Below are 17,079 nucleotides of genomic sequence, written 5' to 3'. Positions count from 1 at the left end.
TCATTGGTTTCCTGTCTTGGCGCCCGACTCGAACCAAGCGGCCACCTGCGCGCGCTCGGCATCCGTCATGTTGGTCAGGTTCCCGAGCGGCATGGCCTTCAGCTGCACGGCTTGCTGGTAGATGCGCGGCGCGTTCTGGCTGATCGCATGCGGGTCGTCCAGCACCACGCCCGCGGGCGCGGTCGAAAAGCCTTGCTGCGTCGGGTGCGCGGCGTGGCAGCCGACGCAGCGCTGGTCGAGGATCGTTCGCACCTGCGCGAACTGTGCGGCCGGATCGGCGCCCGGCCTGGTTGGCGCCGGCGGGCGCGGCGCCAGAACGACGGCCAGCGCCAGCAGCAGCGCAACGCCCGCAGCCGGGTACTTCCATTCGATGCGGCCCTTGTGGCGCAAATTGAAGAAGTGGCGGATCAACGCGCCGGCCGCCATGATCACCGCCAGCACCGCCCACGCATGCTCGCTGCGGTAGGTCATCGCGTAGTGGTTGCTGATCATGATGAACAGCACCGGCAGCGTGAAGTAGTTGTTGTGGACGCTGCGCTGCTTGCCGCGGATGCCGTACACCGGGTCGGGCTTTTGGCCCGCCATCATCGCGTTCACCATCTTGCGCTGGCCGGGAATGATCACCATCGCCACGTTGGCGACCATGATGGTGCCGATCATCGCGCCCACCTGGATGTACGCGGCGCGGCCGGACAGCAGGTGCGTGAGCACGTAGGCCGAACCGGCCAGTAACAGCCACATGACCACGCCAAACGCCAGGTCGTGCCGGCCGAGCTTCGATTTGCACAGCAGGTCGTACACCACCCAGCCCACGACCAGACTCGCAAGGCCAATGCCGACGGCCTGCCAACTCGACAGTGTGGCCACGCCGTGGTCCACCATCATCGCCTGCGCGTTCAGGTAGTACACGATGGTGAGCAGCGCAAAGCCGGACAGCCAGGTCGAGTAGGCCTCCCATTTGAACCAGTGCAGCTCCTTGGGCAGCTGCGCGGGCGCGACCAGGTACTTCTGCGGGTTGTAGAAGCCGCCACCGTGCACGGCCCACAGTTCGCCGGACACGCCCTTGTTCGCGAGCTCGGAACCGGGTGCGGGCGGGCGAATCGAGTTATCCAGCCACACGAAATAGAACGACGCACCGATCCATGCGATGCCGGTGATGATGTGCAGCCAGCGCACGAGCAGGTTGAGCCACTCGAGCACATAGGGAGTGAGATATCCGAACACGTCCATGCATGGTTCCTTGTTGCGGGATTGCTTGACAATAAACCGATTTCAATTTGTACAACATGAGAAATGCCGTATATTTGACATATCTGAAACCTTATACGCTCGCATGGCCAGCCTGCCCCAGCACCTCGACCTGCACCTGATCCGGATCCTGTACCTGCTGCTGGTCGAGAAGAACGTCTCGCGCGTCGCCCTCAAGCTGAACCAACCGCAGCCGTCGATCTCGGCATCGCTGCGCAAGCTGCGCGAGCTGACCGGCGACCCGCTGCTGGTGCGTGGCGCGCGCGGCATGGTGCCGACGCAGCACGGCGAAAGCCTGCGTGCGCCGGCCAAGCGCATCCTGGACGAGGCCGAGGGCCTGTTCGTGAAGAAGGCGCCGTTCGTGCCGGAGCAGGCCGAGCGCACCTTCCACATCGCCGCGCCCGACTACCTGGACACCCAGTTCCTGCCCGGCGTGGTGGCGGCGCTGCGGCGCGGCGCGCCCAACAGCCGGGTTGCGATCCACGGCCTGGGCCCGGGCACGGACTACCTGCGCATGCTGTCGGACGGCGAAATGGACCTGGTGATCGCCAACTGGGACGAGCCGCCGCAGCACCTGCACATGTCCAAGCTGTTCGAGGACCCGATCGTGTGCGCGATGCGGGCCGACAGCCCCTACGCGCGCAGGACCGCCGAGGACGCGATGACGCTGGAAGACTACCTGAACCTGCCGCATGTGGCGCCGTCGCAGATGCTGCCGGGGTACCTTGGCGTGATCGACTCCTGGCTCGACCGGCAGGGCATGCAGCGCCGCGTGGCGGTCGAGTCGCCCTACTTCGGGCTGATCCCGTACATGCTCACGCAGAGCGACCTGGTGCTCACCACCGGGCGCCAGTTCCTGCGCTTTTACGAGAAGACGCTGCCGCTGAAGGTGTTCACGGTGCCGGTGAAGTTTCCGCCGATGCGCTTTTACCAGCTGTGGCACGAGCGCGTGCACCAGTCGGCGGAGCACAAGTGGCTGCGCGACCAGGTGAGTGCGGCGGCACGCGCGCTCGGGACCAGTAACGTGCGTTGAACGCGTGGGCGGGAGACCCGCCCACCCTACGGGAAGCGTGAGGGCTTTCGTAGGGTGGGCGCTCGGCTGGGCACTGCCCAGCCTCTCCCTGCCCACGCGTTCAACCGCCGCTTGATATATCGCGAATCCACACAAGACCATCACGGTGGTGCTATAACTACAACCCCGTCGCGCATTATCATCCCACCATGACGACGCTACCCGACCTGAACAGCTGCAGCCCCGAGGAATTCGCGCACGCGCTGCACGGCATCTACGAACACTCGCCCTGGATCGCGCAGCGCGCCGCTGCCCGGCGTCCGTTCACCACGCTGGCCGCGCTCAAGCTCGCGCTGCAGGACGTGGTGCGCGATGCGAGCGAAGACGAGCAGCTGTCCCTGCTGCGCGCCCACCCCGAACTGGCCGGCAAGGCCGCCATCGCCGGCGCGCTCACGCGCGAATCGACCGGCGAGCAGGCCAGCTCGGGCCTGGACAAGTGCAGTCCCGACGAATACGCAACGCTGCACCAGCTCAACCGCGACTACGGCGACAAGTTCGGCTTCCCGTTCATCGTCGCCGTGCGCGGCCCGACCGGGCGTGGGCTCACGCGCCGCGAGATCATCGACACCTTCGCGCGGCGGTTGCAGAACCAGCGCGCCGACGAGATGGCCGAGGCGCTGCGCCAGGTCCACCGGATCGCCGAGATCCGCCTGAACGACCTGCTCGGCGTGGAGCTCGCGTTCGGCCCGCAGGCGATGCAATGGGCCGAGGCCATTGGCGCCTGGAGCGACGACGAAGGCGCCCTCACCTGCGCCTACATGACCGATGCGCACCGCCGCACCGCAGCCCAGTTGGCCGAGTGGATGCGGCAAGCCGGCATGCAGGTGCACATTGACGCGGCCGGCAACGTGGTCGGCCGCTACGCCGCATCCACGCCTGATGCAAAGACGCTCATCACCGGCTCGCACTACGACACGGTGCGCAACGCCGGCAAGTACGATGGGCGGCTTGGCATCCTGCTGCCGGTCGCCGTGGTCCGGCACCTGCACGAGCGCGGCGAACGGCTGCCCTTCCACCTGGAGGTGGTGGGCTTCGCCGAGGAGGAAGGCGTGCGCTTCAAGAGCACCTTCCTGGGCAGCAGCGCGCTGGCCGGGCGCTTCAATGCCGCCCTGCTGGACCAGCAGGACGGCAACGGCATCACCATGCGCCAGGCGCTTGCCGATGCGGGCCATGACGTGGATGCGATCGCGGCCATCGCGCGCGATCCCGCGCGCCTGCTCGGCTTCGTCGAGGTGCACATCGAACAAGGCCCGGTGCTGCTCGAGCGCGGCCTGCCGCTGGGCGTGGTGACCGCGATTGCGGGCAGCTCGCGCTACCTGGTGGAGCTGACCGGGCTGGCCAGCCACGCCGGCACCACGCCCATGGACATGCGCAAGGACGCCGCCGCGGCCGCCGCCGAAATCGTGCTGCTGGTCGAGCGCCGCTGCGCGCAGGCGCCATCGCTGGTGGGCACGGTGGGCCAGCTGGAGGTGCCGGGCGGCTCGGTCAACGTGGTGCCGGGACGCTGCAAGCTGTCGCTCGACATTCGCGCCGCCGACGACGCGGTGCGGCTGGCAGCGGTGGACGAGGTGCTGGCCGGGATCAGCGCCATTTGCGCGCGGCGCCAGGTTGGCCTGTCGGTCTTCAAGCTGCTGGAAGCGGAGGCCGCGCCGTGCGCACCGCGGCTGATGGACCAGCTGGGGGTGGCAGTGGAGCGCGCCGGGCTGCCGCGCTTTGACCTGCCGTCCGGCGCCGGCCACGACGCCATGCAGATGGCCGCGATCACCGATGTGGCCATGCTGTTCACACGCTGCGGCAATGGCGGCATCAGCCACAATCCGCTCGAAACCATGACCGCCGACGACGCCGAAGTCGCCGGGCAGGTGCTGCTCGACTTCCTGCGCAAGCTGCGCTAGCAATGGCGCCGCGTTGCAGGTAGGGTGGGCTCTTGAGCCCACGCCGCTGGCACGCGGCTCGTGAGCACCGCGTGGGCTCAGGAGCCCACCCTACACGCTTCCAACGTCTCTTCCATGCACGCGCAGCGTGCGCCGGGATGGCGTGCGATGCACCATACTGGGGCGCGTAACGCACCGGCATGACGCAGCCGCACCATCGCCGCCTGCGCCGCAGGTTCATCCCAGTGCAGTGCACCGCAATGGCACGCTTCTTGCACCCTTCCTGCACCTCATCCGTAATCAGGCAGCAGCAATAATGGACGCATACAAAACTGGCGCAGACGCGCTGTTCATCCTGCTCGGCGGGATCATGATCCTGGCAATGCACGCAGGCTTCGCCTTCCTCGAGCTGGGCACCGTACGCAAGAAGAACCAGGTCAACGCGCTGGTCAAGATCCTTGCCGATTTCGCCATCTCGACCATCGCCTACTTCTTCGTCGGTTACGCGATCGCCTACGGCATCAACTTCCTGGGCAGCACCGAGACCATGGTCGCAAAAAACGGCTACGAGCTCGTGAAGTTCTTCTTCCTGCTGACCTTTGCGGCGGCGATCCCGGCGATCATCTCGGGCGGCATCGCCGAGCGCGCCCGGTTCTACCCGCAGCTGATGGCCACCGCGCTGCTGGTCGGCCTGGTGTATCCGTTCTTCGAAGGGATCGCGTGGAACCATCGCTTCGGCATCCAGGCCTGGCTGCAGCAGGCGTTCGGCGCCGAGTTCCACGACTTTGCCGGCTCGGTGGTGGTGCACGCGGTCGGCGGCTGGGTGGCGCTGCCCGCCGTGCTGCTGCTGGGCGCGCGCCGCGGGCGCTATACCAAGGAAGGACGCATCGCGGCGCACCCGCCGTCGAACATCCCGTTCCTGGCGCTGGGCGCCTGGATCCTGACCGTCGGCTGGTTCGGCTTTAACGTGATGAGCGCGCAGACGCTCGACAAGATGAACGGCCTGGTCGCCGTGAACTCGCTGATGGCGCTCGTCGGCGGCACCCTCACCGCCCTGGTCCTCGGCCGCAACGACCCCGGCTTCGCCTACAACGGCCCGCTGGCCGGGCTGGTTGCGGTGTGCGCCGGCTCGGACCTGATGCACCCGCTGGGCGCGCTCGTGACGGGCGCCATCGCGGGCGCGATCTTCGTCATCATGTTCACGCAGGCCCAGAACAAGTGGAAGATCGACGACGTGCTCGGCGTGTGGCCGCTGCACGGCCTGTGCGGCGCGTGGGGCGGTATCGCCGCCGGCATCTTTGGCAGCCGCGCGCTGGGCGGCCTGGGTGGCGTGTCGCTGCTGTCGCAGCTGGCCGGTACCCTGCTCGGCATTGCCATCGCCGCGCTTGGCGGTTGGGCGGTGTATAGCCTGATCAAGGCGACCCTCGGCCTGCGCCTGGACCCCGAACAGGAGTTCGATGGCGCCGACCTGTCGATCCACAAGATCAGCGCCACGCCGGAACGCGAAACGATGTGACCCCTTCCATGGGGGAAGATCGACAAATCGTGTGCCGAATCTGCAACTCGTGATGTAAGGACGACCACAAACCTTCGCGCCGCAGGTATGCTCTTTCTCGTTTGCAATATTGTCATGTATGCATGTCTTGGCTGGCAACTCTTTGAGAAAGAAGGAATGTGGACACCCTCGATACGATCGAGCACTGGCGCGCCAGGACCTTTTCGTCACTCCTCAATTTTGTCCTGGTCTTTGGCGTCCTCACCGCGCTGGCAAGCGTGTGGGCGGCATTGGAGCGCGACCTGTGGCCGGTCGTCGTCGTTGACCTGGCCGCGCTCGGCTGGCTGCTGGCGATCTGGTGGTGCGACGGCGCGGCCCACGCGGTCCGTGTCGGCAACTTCCTTGCGCTGATCTTCCTGGTCGGGGTCGGGCTGATGATCACCGTCGGCCCGGTCAGCCAGGTGTACCTGCTGGCCGCCCCGGTGCTCGCGACCGTGCTGCTCGGGCTGCGCCCTGCGCTCTGGTGGCTCGCCTGCGCCAGCCTGGCGGTGTTCACCCTCAGCTTCGCCGGCATCGCCCGGCTCGACGCCAGCGCCATTGCCGCCGGGCCGGCCGCCGCCGCGATCGTGGCGCTCAACTTCCTGTTTGTCGGCGGCTTCATCACCACCACCTGCGCCATGCTGCAGCGCGGGCTGATCAAGTCGCTGGAGCGGGTGGCGGTGTTCGCGCGCTCGCTCGAGCAAGGCAAGAACGAGCTGCAGGCGGTGAACAATGAACTGCGCCTGACCGCCGCGGCAGTGGCGCGGCTGAACGAGATGGTTGCCATCGTCAAGTCCGACCGCCACGGCGGCGCGCAGCCGATCATCTTCGTGAACGACGCATTTGAAATGCGCTCGGGCTACCAGCGCAGCGAACTGCTCGGCCGCGAATGGGACATGCTGCTGGGCGCCGAGCCGCAATCGCGCCAGGCGCGCCGGGTCGCGCTGTCGATGGCCAAGGTCGAACAAGCCGATGCCGAACTGCTCTACCACAGCAAGTCGGGCGAACCGTACTGGGTCGAGCTGGAGCTGGTGCCGTTTGCCGACGAAGGCGGCATGAACACGCACTGGGTGGCGGTCGGGCGCGACGTCACCGACCGCAAGAAGGTCGAGCGCCATATCCACCAGCTTGCGTACTACGACGGCCTGACCGGCCTGCCCAACCGGCGCCTGCTGGTGGACCGCATCGAGGCGCAGCTGGCCGCGGTGCAGACCACCACCCACTTCGGCGCCATCCTGCTGGTGGACCTGGACCGCTTCAAGTACATCAACGATGCGCGCGGCCACGCAACCGGCGACGCGCTGCTGCGCCACGCTGCCGAGCGCCTGGCCGCGCTCGCGGGCAAGGACGACACCGTGGCCCGCATCGGCGGCGACGAGTTCGTGATCCTGCTGCCGCGCCTGTCGGACGACTTCGACTACGCGACGGTGGCGGCGCTGGCGACGGCCGACAAGGTGCGCGCCGCCATCGCCGAACAGTTCGACATCGACGGCCAGTCCTATTCGTCCTCGGCCAGCGTGGGCGTGGCCCTGCTGCCCAAGTCCGGCCAGACCGCGCAGGACCTGCTGCGCGAGGCCGACACCGCCATGCACCGCGCCAAGCTGGCCGGGCGCAACCGCGTCTCGATCTTCGAGACCACCATGCGCGCCGAAGTGGAGCAACGGCTCGCGCTGGAACGCGATCTGGCCGCCGCACTACGCCAGGGCGAGCTGGCGATGCACGCGCAGCTGCAGGTGGACTGCGCGGGCGTGCCGCACGGCGTGGAACTGCTGGCGCGCTGGCGCCGCGCCGACGGCAGCTTCGTGTCGCCGGAGCGCTTCATCCCGGTGGCCGAGGAGACTGGCCTGATCCAGCCGCTCGGCCAGTGGGCACTGCGCGAGGCTTGCCTGGCGCTGTGCAAATTCACGCAGGAGGGTTTCAAGCTGCCGGTGTCGGTGAACGTGAGCCCTTCGCAGTTCCGCCAGCCTGACTTCCTGTCGCAGGTACGCGCGGTGCTGGCCGAGACCGGCGCGCCTGCCCATCTGCTGATCTTCGAGCTGACCGAGAGCCTGCTGGTCGATAACCTGGAAGGCACGCTGTCGCGCATGCACGAGTTGGCGGCGCTGGGCATTCGCCTGTCGATCGACGATTTCGGCACCGGCTATTCGAGCCTGGCCTACCTGCGCCGCATGCCGCTGTTCGAGCTGAAGATCGACCGCACCTTCATCCAGGACGCGCCGGGCGACGAAAACGGCAAGGCGATCGTGCAGTCGATCCTGGCGATGGCCAGCCACCTGGGGTTGCGCGCAACCGCGGAAGGCGTGGAGACGCACGAGCAGGCGTCGTTCCTGGCCGCGAACGGTGCGGCCGGCATGCAGGGCTACCTGTTCGCGCGGCCGATGCCGCTGCCGGACCTGATCACGCTGCTCAACGAGAACCCGCGCGGGTTCGTGGCTTCAAGCGCGGCCGGCGACGCCGTCCCCGCGGCGGCGGCCTGACCCGCGGCTTCAGCCGGCTGCGACGCCCGCGCGCTCGAGCATGGCGTGCAGCAGCACGTTGCAGCCGGCCTCCAGATGGCCGGGTTGCGCGTCCTCGATTTCGTTGTGGCTGATGCCGTCCTTGCACGGCACGAAAATCATCCCCGATGGCGCCACGCGCGCCGTGTAGATGGCGTCATGGCCGGCGCCGGACACCACATCCATGGTCGGGTAGCCGAGTTTGGCGGTTGCAGCACGCACCGCGTTCACGCAGTCTGGGTGGAACGGGCACGGCGGGTAATACGACACGCGCTCGATGGACACGGACAGGCCTGTGGCGGCCTGGGTCTTTGCCACAAAGGCCAGCATCTCTTCGTGCATGGTATTGAGCAGCTCGTCGCTGACGTTGCGCAGGTCGATGCTGAACTTGACCTGGCCGGGAATCACGTTGCGGCTGTTGGGGAAGACCTGCACCATGCCCACCGTGCCGCGCCCGTACGGCGGGTAGCGGTTGGCGATGGCCACCACCTCCTGCATGATGGTGGTGGCCACCTGCAGCGCGTCGCGGCGCAGGTGCATGGGCGTGGGGCCGGCGTGCGCTTCCATGCCGCCCACCACGCAGTCGTACCACGACAGGCCCATCACTGCGGGCACCACGCCGATCACCTTGCCGGCGTCTTCGAGCACCGGCCCCTGTTCGATGTGGGTTTCGAAGTAGGCGCCGATGGGATGCTGGCCCGGCACCTGGTCGCCCATGTAGCCGATGCGCGCAAGCTCGTCGCGCACGGATTTGCCATCGATGTCCTTCGCCGCGTACGCCGTCTCCAGCGTGAACGCGCCGCAGAAGACGCCGGACCCCATCATCACCGGGACGAAGCGCGAGCCTTCCTCGTTGGTCCAGAACGCGACCTCGATTGGCGCCTCGGTCGTGATCTTCAGGTCGTTCAGGGTGCGCACCACTTCCAGGCCGGCCAGCACGCCGTAGTTGCCGTCGAACTTGCCGCCGGTGGGCTGGGTGTCGATGTGGCTGCCGGTGACGACCGGCGGCAGCGACGGGTTGCGGCCTTCGCGGCGCATGAACACGTTGCCGATCTGGTCGATGGTGATCGACAGTCCCGCGTCGCGGGCCCATTGGACGACCAGGTCGCGGCCCTGGCGGTCCAGGTCGGACAGGGCCAGGCGCTTGACGCCGCCCTTTTCGGTCGCGCCGATATGGGCGAGGTCCATCAGGGAGTTCCACAGGCGTTGGCCGTTGATGCGCAGTTCGTTCATGGTGACCTCATTCAGTTGCGGCTTCTGTTGTTGTCCGGAGCCTCAACTGGATGTGGCTTCGGAGGCTCAGCATGGGTCCCGGCCTGCGCCGGGACGACGGTTCAGGCGGCGGTGGTGGCGAACGGCGGGCGGTCGATGTAGCGGCCGGCGCCCTCTTCCGCGCACAGCTGGCCCTTGTCAAACACCAGCTTGCCGCTGGCCAGCGTGTGCGTCGGGATGCCCTTCACCGTCCGGCCCTCGAATACGTTGAAGCCGCCCTTGCTGTACTGGGTCTTTGCCGAGATCGTGCGGCTGCCCTGAGGGTCCCACACCACGATATCGGCATCCGCACCCACCGCGACCAGGCCCTTGCGCGGGTACATGTTGAAGATCTGCGCCGCATTGGTCGAGGTGACGCGCACGAATTCGGACGGGGTCAGGCGGCCGCTGTTCACGCCAGCATCCCACACCACGGCCATGCGCTCCTCCACGCCACCGCAACCGTTCGGGATCCTGGTGAAGTCGTCCTTGCCCATTGCCTTTTGCTCGGCGCAGAAGGTGCAGTGATCGGTGGCCGTGGTGTGCAGGTTCCCCGCCTGCAGGCCGTGCCACAGCGCGTCCTGGTGATGACGTCCGCGGAAAGGCGGGCTCATGACGTGCGCTCGGGCGAATTCAAGGTCGTCGGACCGGTACACGCTGTCGTCGATGACGAGATGGCCCGCCAGCGCCTCGCCGTACACGCGCTGGCCGCCCGCGCGGGCGCGGGTGATGGCGTCAAGCGCCTCGGCGCACGAGACGTGCACGATGTACACCGGGGTGCCGAGCACGCCGGCAATGGTGATGGCCCGGTTGGCTGCCTCGGCCTCCACTTCGGGCGGGCGCGACAGCGGGTGCGCGGCGGGTCCGCGGATGCCCTTCTCCAGCAGCGCGCGCTGCAGCTGGAACACCAGCTCGCCGTTCTCGGCATGCACGGTCGGGATCGCGCCCAGCTCGAGCGCGCGGCTGAAGCTCTTCACCAGCGTCTCGTCGTCGGCCATGATCGCGTTCTTGTACGCCATGAAGTGCTTGAAGCTGTTCACCCCGTGCTCGCGCACCAAGGTGCCCATCTCGCGGTGCACCGACTCGTCCCACCACGTGACCGCGACGTGGAAGGTGTAGTCGCCTGCCGCCTTGCGCGCCCAGCCGCGCCAGGTGTGGTAGGCCTCGAGCAGCGACTGCTTCGGGTCGGGGATCACGAAGTCCATGATGGTCGTGGTGCCGCCGGCCAGGCCCGCCGCCGTGCCGGTGTAGAAGTCGTCCGCCGTGACCGTGCCCATGAACGGCAGCTGCATGTGGGTGTGCGTGTCGATCCCGCCCGGCATCACGTACTGGCCGCGTGCATCGATGACGGTGGCGTGTGCTGGCGCGTCCAGGTTCTCGCCCACGGCAACGATCTTGTCGCCGTAGCACAGCACGTCGGCGCGGAAGGCACGGTCGGCATTGACGACGGTGCCGCCTCGGATGATCACGGTCATGGGCGTCTCCTGGCAGAGGTTAGCGGTTGGACTGCGCGGCAGGCCGCAGCGCCGGCAGCGCGCGTCCCTTCATCATGGCGCCGTACACAATGGCCGAGATCAGCATGCCGACGAACCACGCATAGGTGTAGATCGTCTTGAAGCTCTCGCCCACGTTGGGGAACGACGCCGGGAATGCGTTGTTGAGAAAGCCGGGAATATTGGGCACCACGCCGGCGACGAAGGCGATGACCGCCGCCAGGTTCCAGCCGCCGCTGTAGGTGTAGATGCCGTCTTCGCGGTACATCTGCTCGACATCCAGCTCGGTCTTTCGGATGAAGTAGTAGTCGATGATCAGGATGCCGGCGATCGGGCCAAGCAGCGCCGAGTAGCCGATCAGCCAGGTGAAGATATAGCCTTGGGTCGATTCGAGGATCTTCCAGGGCATCATCACGAGCGCGATACCGGCCGTGATGTAGCCGCCCGTGCGGTAGCTCACGTATTTGGGAGCGAGCGCGGAAAAGTCGTAGGCCGGGCCGACCAGGTTGGCGGCCAGGTTCACGCTCACGGTATCGATCAGCAGGATCAGGAGCGCGATCAGCACGCCGGCGCCCGTCATGCGGCTGGCCACGTCCACCGGATCCCACAGCGCCTTGCCATACAGGACCACGGTGGCCGAGGTGACGATCACCGCGAGTGCCGCGAGCAGGCCCATTGGCACCGGCAGGCCGACGCTCTGGCCCACCACCTGGTCGCGCTGGCTCCTGGCAAAGCGCGTAAAGTCGGGAATGTTCAGCGCGAGCGTGGCCCAGAACCCGACCATGGCGGTCAGCGATGGCCAGAACGTGCTCCAGAACTGGCCGGCCTTCTTGCCGCCTTCGACAAACTGCGACGGCTGCGACAGCAGCGGGCCAAAGCCGCCGGCCTTGTTGTACACCCAACCCAGCAGCACGAAGCAGATCGCGATCTTGAGCGGCGCGGTGTAGGTCTCGAGCTTGCGGATCGATTCCATGCCGTGCACGATGAAGTAGAACTGGATCGCCCAGAACGCCAGGAAGCACAGCAGCTGGCCCGGGTTGATGCCCAGGCCGTCGATTTTGGCGCCGCCGATCTCGTGGCCGGACAGGACCCCCAGCAGCGTGTAGATCATGCTGCCGCCGAACCAGGTCTGGATGCCGTACCAGCCGCAGGCGACTATGGCGCGCATGAGCGCGGGCAGGCGCGCGCCGGCGGTGCCGAACGATGAACGGGCCAGCACCGCGTAGGGAATGCCGTATTTGGTGCCGGCGTGCCCGATCAGCAGCATCGGCAGCAGCACGATGGCGTTTGCCAGGAACACGGTGAACACGGCCTGCCAGCCCGACATGCCGTTTTCGATCAGGCTCGCCGACAGGGTGTAGGCCGGGATGCACATCACCATGCCGACCCAGAGCGCGGCAAAGTGGTACCAGCGCCAGGTGCGCTGGCTGGCGCTCGTGGGCGCCAGGTCGTCATTCCACAGCTCCGTGCTGCGCGAAACTTCATTAGTCACGTGTTCCTCCAGTATGGCTTGTAAACGATGCGCGCCAGTGTAGCTCAAACGTCCATACACGGGGCCAGTGCGCGCCGTGCGGCGGAACCCGCGCTGGTTGAACGCGTGGGCAGGAGACCTGCCCACCCTACCCGAAGCGTGACCGTAGGGTGGGCAGCTTTGCTGCCCACGCGTTCAAGCAGCGCCGGCCGGCTCGCACCGGGGATTTCGCGGAGTGAAGCTGGCCAGTGGCCAGCTGAACGAATCCGCGCCCGTCAGCCAACCAGTTCCCGTCGCGGATTTCGCGGATCTTGTGTCCAGTTCATGTACGGCTTGCCCGTATCCTGCGGCGTCATGGTGATGCATCCCTCCACGGGGCAGGTGATTTCGCACAGGTTGCAGCCCACGCATTCGGCCTTGATCACCTCGAAGCGCCGCGCGCCGTTCTCGTTCAGGTGCGCGATCGCCTGGTGCGAAGTGTCCTCGCACGCCGCATAGCACTTGCCGCACTTGATGCACTTGTCCTGGTCGATCTGCGCGATGACCTGGTAATTCATGTCCAGGTACTTCCAGTCGGTGGTGTTGGCAACCGCCTTGCGCGAGAACGACTCGATGTTGCGGTAGCCTTTCTCGTCCATCCAGCGCGCCAGCCCGTCCTTCATCTCTTCGACGATGCGAAAGCCGTGCAGCATGGCGGCCGTGCACACCTGCACCGAGCCCGCGCCCAGCGCGATGAACTCGGCCGCGTCGCGCCAGTTCGAGATGCCGCCGATGCCCGAGATCGGCAGGCTGTGCGTGGCCGGGTCGCGCGCAATCTCGGCCACCATGTTCAGCGCGATCGGCTTGACGGCAGGGCCGCAGTAGCCGCCGTGGGTGCTGGCGTTGCCCACCACCGGGTAGGCCACCATGCGGTCCAGGTCCAGGTGGGTGATCGAGTTGACGGTGTTGATGAGCGAGACCGCGTCCGCCCCGCCGCGCAGTGCCGCCCGCGCCGGATGCCGCACGTCGGTGATGTTGGGCGTGAGCTTGACGATGACGGGCAGGCGCGTGTGCTTCTTGCACCAGGCGGTCACCATCTCCACATAATCCGGCACCTGCCCCACCGCCGCGCCCATGCCGCGCTCCGGCATGCCGTGCGGGCAGCCGAAATTGAGCTCGATGCCGTCGGCCCCGGTTGCCTCCACCAGCGGCAGGATCGCGGCCCACGGCGCTTCCTCGCACGGCAGCATCAGCGACACGACCAGCGCCCGGTCCGGCCAGTCCTTTTTCACCTGCGTGATCTCGCGCAGGTTGATTTCCAGGCTGCGGTCGGTGATCAGTTCGATGTTGTTGAACCCGATGACCTCGCGGTTCTTGCCGTGGATGGCCGAGTAGCGGGACGAGACATTGACCGCCGGCGGATCCTCGCCCAGGGTCTTCCACACCACGCCGCCCCATCCGGCTTCGAAGGCGCGCACCACGTTGTAGGCCTTGTCGGTGGGCGGCGCGGAAGCCAGCCAGAACGGGTTGGGCGATTTGATCCCGCAGAAATCGATGCTCAGGTCGGCCATGCTGCCTCCGCTTGGGTTTGGATGTCGTTGTGGATCGCTATCGCCGCCAGCTTGCCGTGCTGGACCGCCTGCACGGTCAGGTCCTGGCCCGGCGCCACGCAATCGCCGCCCGCGTACACGCCGGGCAGCGCGGTTCGGAAGCCCGCGTCCACGCGGATGCGGTCGGCCTCGCGTTCAAGTTCGCGCGCAATCGGGTCGGCAAAGGTGGCCTCGTCGGCGGTCTGGCCGATCGCCTTGAACACGGCGTCGGCCGCGATCTCGAACGTCTCGCCGGTGCGCACCAGGCGCTCGCCGTCCATGCGGGTGCGTTCGAAGCGCATGCCGCGCACGCGGCCGGATTCGTCCAGCACAATGTCCAGCGGCGCGGCCCAGGTGCGGATCACCACGCCGTTGGCCTTGGCGATGTCGATCTCGTGGCCGGTCGCGCTCATCGCTTCCTGGCCGCGGCGGTACACGAGCGTCACCTCCTCGGCGCCAAGGCGCCTGGACTGCACGGCGATGTCGATGGCCGTGTTGCCCGCGCCGATCACCACCGCCCGGTGCGGGACCGGCAGCGTGGACAGGTCCGTGGCCTGGCGCAGCGCGGCGATGTAGTCGATGGCAGCCATCAGGCCGGGCGCATCCTCGCCTGTCAGGCCCAGCTTGCGGCTGGCGCCAAGGCCGGTTGCGAGGAACACGGCGTCGTAGCGCGCCTGCAGGTCGTGCAGGTGCAGGTTGGTGCCGAGCACGCGGCCGTATTCGATGGCGATGCCGCCGACCTGCAGCAGGAACGCCACCTCGCGCTGGGCGAAGTCGTCGGTGAGCTTGTACCTGGCGATGCCGTATTCGTTCAGCCCGCCCGGCTTTTCGCGCGCCTCGTACACGACCACGTCGTTGCCGAGCATCGCCAGCCGGTGCGCGCACGACAGGCCTGCGGGGCCGGCGCCGACCACGGCGATGGTCTTGCCGGTGGACGGGGCGCGCTGGAACGGGTGGCCATCGAAGTGCGCGTGATCGAGCGCGTAGCGCTGCAGCAGGCCGATCTTGACCGGCTGCGCTTCGGCGTCATGGTTGCGCACGCAGGCCTGCTCGCACAGGATCTCGGTGGGGCACACGCGGGCGCAGCTGCCGCCCAGGATGTTCTGCTGGAGGATGCCATAGGCGGCGCCGTTGACGTTCTGGTCGTGGATGTTGCGGATGAAGCTGGCCACGTCGATGCCGGTCGGGCAGGCGTTCATGCACGGCGCGTCGTAGCAGTACAGGCAGCGCGCGGCTTCAATGGCGGCCTGGCGGGCGGTGAGCGGCGGCGCCAGGTCGGTGAACTGGCTGGCCAGGGCGGCGTGCGAATCGGCTGCCGGGGGCAGGTGCTGGAGAGACTCGATCATGTGCATCCCTTCGGTTATGCGTTATCGGTGCTGCTGCCAACTGCGGTTTGCTGCTACTGCCGTATGTACTCAACTCCCAATTCCCCGTCGTCCCCGCGGAGGCGGGGACCCATGCTGAGCGTGCATTCAGGCGCCGTATGGATCCCGGCCTGCGCCGGGACGACGTTCTGGGGCTGACAATTGAAAGTGCGCTGCGAGTTCGCTCGCAGCGCGAAAAAGATCACTTCATCTGCGGGAACGCGAACTCCACGCCGCTGCTCGCGGTGTTCGGCCAGCGCTGCATCACGGCCTTGTGGCGCGTGTAGAAGCGCACGCCTTCCGGCCCGTAGGCATGGTGGTCGCCGAACAGGCTCTTCTTCCAGCCGCCAAAGCTGTTGAATGCCATCGGCACCGGCAGCGGCACGTTCACGCCCACCATCCCCACCTGGACCTGGCGCACGAACTCGCGCGCCACGCCGCCGTCGCGGGTGAACACCGCCACCCCGTTGCCGTACTCGTTTGCGTTGATCAGTTCCAGCGCGCTGCCCACATCCGGCATGCGCACCACGCACAGCACCGGGCCGAAGATCTCTTCCTTGTAGATGCTCATCTGCGGCGTCACATGGTCGAACAGCGTGCCGCCGACAAAGAACCCGTTTTCGCGCCCCGCCACCTTGTAGCCGCGGCCATCCACCACGAGTTTGGCCCCCTGCTCCGCGCCCTCGCCGATCAGCCGCTCGATGCGCTGCTTGGCTGCGGCGGTGACCACCGGTCCCATCTCGGCGCCCTGTTCCATGCCGTCGTTGATCTTGAGCGCGGCGGTGCGCCTTGCCAGCGCGTCCACCAGCTTGTCGCCGGCGTCGCCGATCGCCACCGCCACCGAAATGGCCATGCAGCGCTCGCCCGCCGAGCCGTAAGCCGCGCCGATCAGCGCGTCCACCGCCATGTCCATGTCGGCGTCAGGCATGACTACCATGTGGTTCTTGGCGCCGCCCAGCGCCTGCACGCGCTTGCCGTTGGCGCTGCCACGCGCGTAGATGTACTGCGCGATCGGGGTCGAGCCGACGAAGCTCACCGCCTCCACGTCCGGGTGATCGAGCAGCGCGTCCACCGCCACCTTGTCGCCCTGGACCACGTTGAAGACGCCGTCAGGCAGCCCCGCCTCCTTCAGGAGCTTCGCATGCAGCAGCGACGCCGACGGATCGCGCTCGGAGGGCTTGAGCACGAAGGTGTTCCCGCAAGCGATCGCCACCGGGAACATCCACATCGGCACCATCACCGGGAAGTTGAACGGCGTGATGCCAGCGACGACGCCGAGCGGCTGGCGCATCGACCAGGCGTCGATGCCGCGCGCGATCTGGTCGGTGAACTCGCCCTTGAGCAGCTGCGGAATGCCGACCGCGAATTCGACGACCTCGACCCCGCGCGCCACTTCGCCTTGCGCGTCGCTGAAGGTCTTGCCGTGCTCGCGCGTGACCAGCGCCGCGAATTCGTCCACATGCTGCTGGCACAGTTGCAGGTACTTGAAGAGCACCCGGGCGCGCGCCAGCGGCGGCGTGGCGGCCCAGGCCGGGAAGGCTGCGGCGGCCGCGGCGACGGCGCTGTCCACTTCCTCAGTCGTGGCCAGCGCCACGCGCGCGCAGGGCTCGCCCACGGCAGGGTTGAAGACCTCGGCATAGCGGCCACCGGTGGTGTCGACCGCGCGCCCGTTAATGTAATGCGTGATGGTGGTATCCAGTTCGATCATG

The 17,079-nt window shown here is 67.3% G+C and carries 11 protein-coding genes; 4 read left to right on the top strand and 7 right to left on the bottom strand.

Annotated elements, in window-relative coordinates; all coding sequences use genetic code 11:
- A complete protein-coding gene (locus NX774_RS19775) occupies positions 1-1,230 on the bottom strand; it encodes a urate hydroxylase PuuD (protein ID WP_258823991.1) in 1,230 nt (409 codons plus the stop codon).
- Between the two features lie 103 nt (positions 1,231-1,333).
- Here NX774_RS19775 and NX774_RS19770 point away from each other — a divergent pair, with 103 nt between their 5' ends.
- The 4 genes from NX774_RS19770 to NX774_RS19755 all read left to right on the top strand — a co-directional run bounded on the left by NX774_RS19770 (position 1,334) and on the right by NX774_RS19755 (position 8,205).
- Positions 1,334-2,281, top strand: a complete 948-nt coding sequence (locus NX774_RS19770; protein ID WP_258823990.1) for a LysR substrate-binding domain-containing protein — start codon at positions 1,334-1,336, stop codon at positions 2,279-2,281.
- Between the two features lie 188 nt (positions 2,282-2,469).
- A complete protein-coding gene (locus NX774_RS19765) occupies positions 2,470-4,215 on the top strand; it encodes an allantoate amidohydrolase (RefSeq protein WP_258823989.1) in 1,746 nt (581 codons plus the stop codon).
- 295 nt (positions 4,216-4,510) lie between these two features.
- Positions 4,511-5,710 carry an ammonium transporter gene (locus NX774_RS19760; protein WP_258823988.1) on the top strand — a complete coding sequence of 400 codons (1,200 nt, stop codon included), beginning with the start codon at positions 4,511-4,513 and terminating at the stop codon, positions 5,708-5,710.
- Between the two features lie 158 nt (positions 5,711-5,868).
- Positions 5,869-8,205, top strand: coding sequence for an EAL domain-containing protein (locus NX774_RS19755; RefSeq protein ID WP_258823987.1), 2,337 nt, complete (start codon positions 5,869-5,871; stop codon positions 8,203-8,205).
- 9 nt (positions 8,206-8,214) lie between these two features.
- Here NX774_RS19755 and NX774_RS19750 read toward each other — a convergent pair whose 3' ends face one another.
- From NX774_RS19750 to NX774_RS19725, 6 genes are all read right to left on the bottom strand, one after another.
- Entirely contained in the window at positions 8,215-9,456 is a 1,242-nt protein-coding gene (locus tag NX774_RS19750; RefSeq protein WP_258823986.1) for a Zn-dependent hydrolase, read from the bottom strand.
- Positions 9,457-9,557: 101 nt separating this feature from the next.
- The gene (gene hydA, locus NX774_RS19745; RefSeq protein WP_258823985.1) at positions 9,558-10,949 is read right to left on the bottom strand and encodes a dihydropyrimidinase; all 1,392 of its coding nucleotides are present in this window, start codon (positions 10,947-10,949) and stop codon (positions 9,558-9,560) included.
- Between the two features lie 19 nt (positions 10,950-10,968).
- Positions 10,969-12,459 carry an NCS1 family nucleobase:cation symporter-1 gene (locus NX774_RS19740; RefSeq protein WP_258823984.1) on the bottom strand — a complete coding sequence of 497 codons (1,491 nt, stop codon included), beginning with the start codon at positions 12,457-12,459 and terminating at the stop codon, positions 10,969-10,971.
- 254 nt (positions 12,460-12,713) lie between these two features.
- Entirely contained in the window at positions 12,714-13,988 is a 1,275-nt protein-coding gene (gene preA / locus NX774_RS19735) for an NAD-dependent dihydropyrimidine dehydrogenase subunit PreA (protein WP_258823983.1), read from the bottom strand.
- Complete coding sequence (locus tag NX774_RS19730) at positions 13,976-15,352, bottom strand: NAD(P)-dependent oxidoreductase (RefSeq protein WP_258823982.1); 1,377 nt, start codon at positions 15,350-15,352, stop codon at positions 13,976-13,978. Before NX774_RS19730 ends, preA begins: the two co-directional genes overlap by 13 nt.
- A 220-nt stretch (positions 15,353-15,572) precedes the next feature.
- Positions 15,573-17,078, bottom strand: a complete 1,506-nt coding sequence (locus NX774_RS19725) for a CoA-acylating methylmalonate-semialdehyde dehydrogenase (protein WP_258823981.1) — start codon at positions 17,076-17,078, stop codon at positions 15,573-15,575.
- Between the last annotated feature and the right edge of the window lies 1 nt (position 17,079).

It is taken from the genome of Massilia agilis (genome assembly GCF_024756255.1).
GTDB classification, from domain to species: Bacteria; Pseudomonadota; Gammaproteobacteria; order Burkholderiales; family Burkholderiaceae_D; genus Telluria; species Telluria agilis.
The sequence above is the reverse complement of the archived record's forward strand: the minus strand, read 5'-3'. Positions and strand labels throughout refer to the sequence as shown.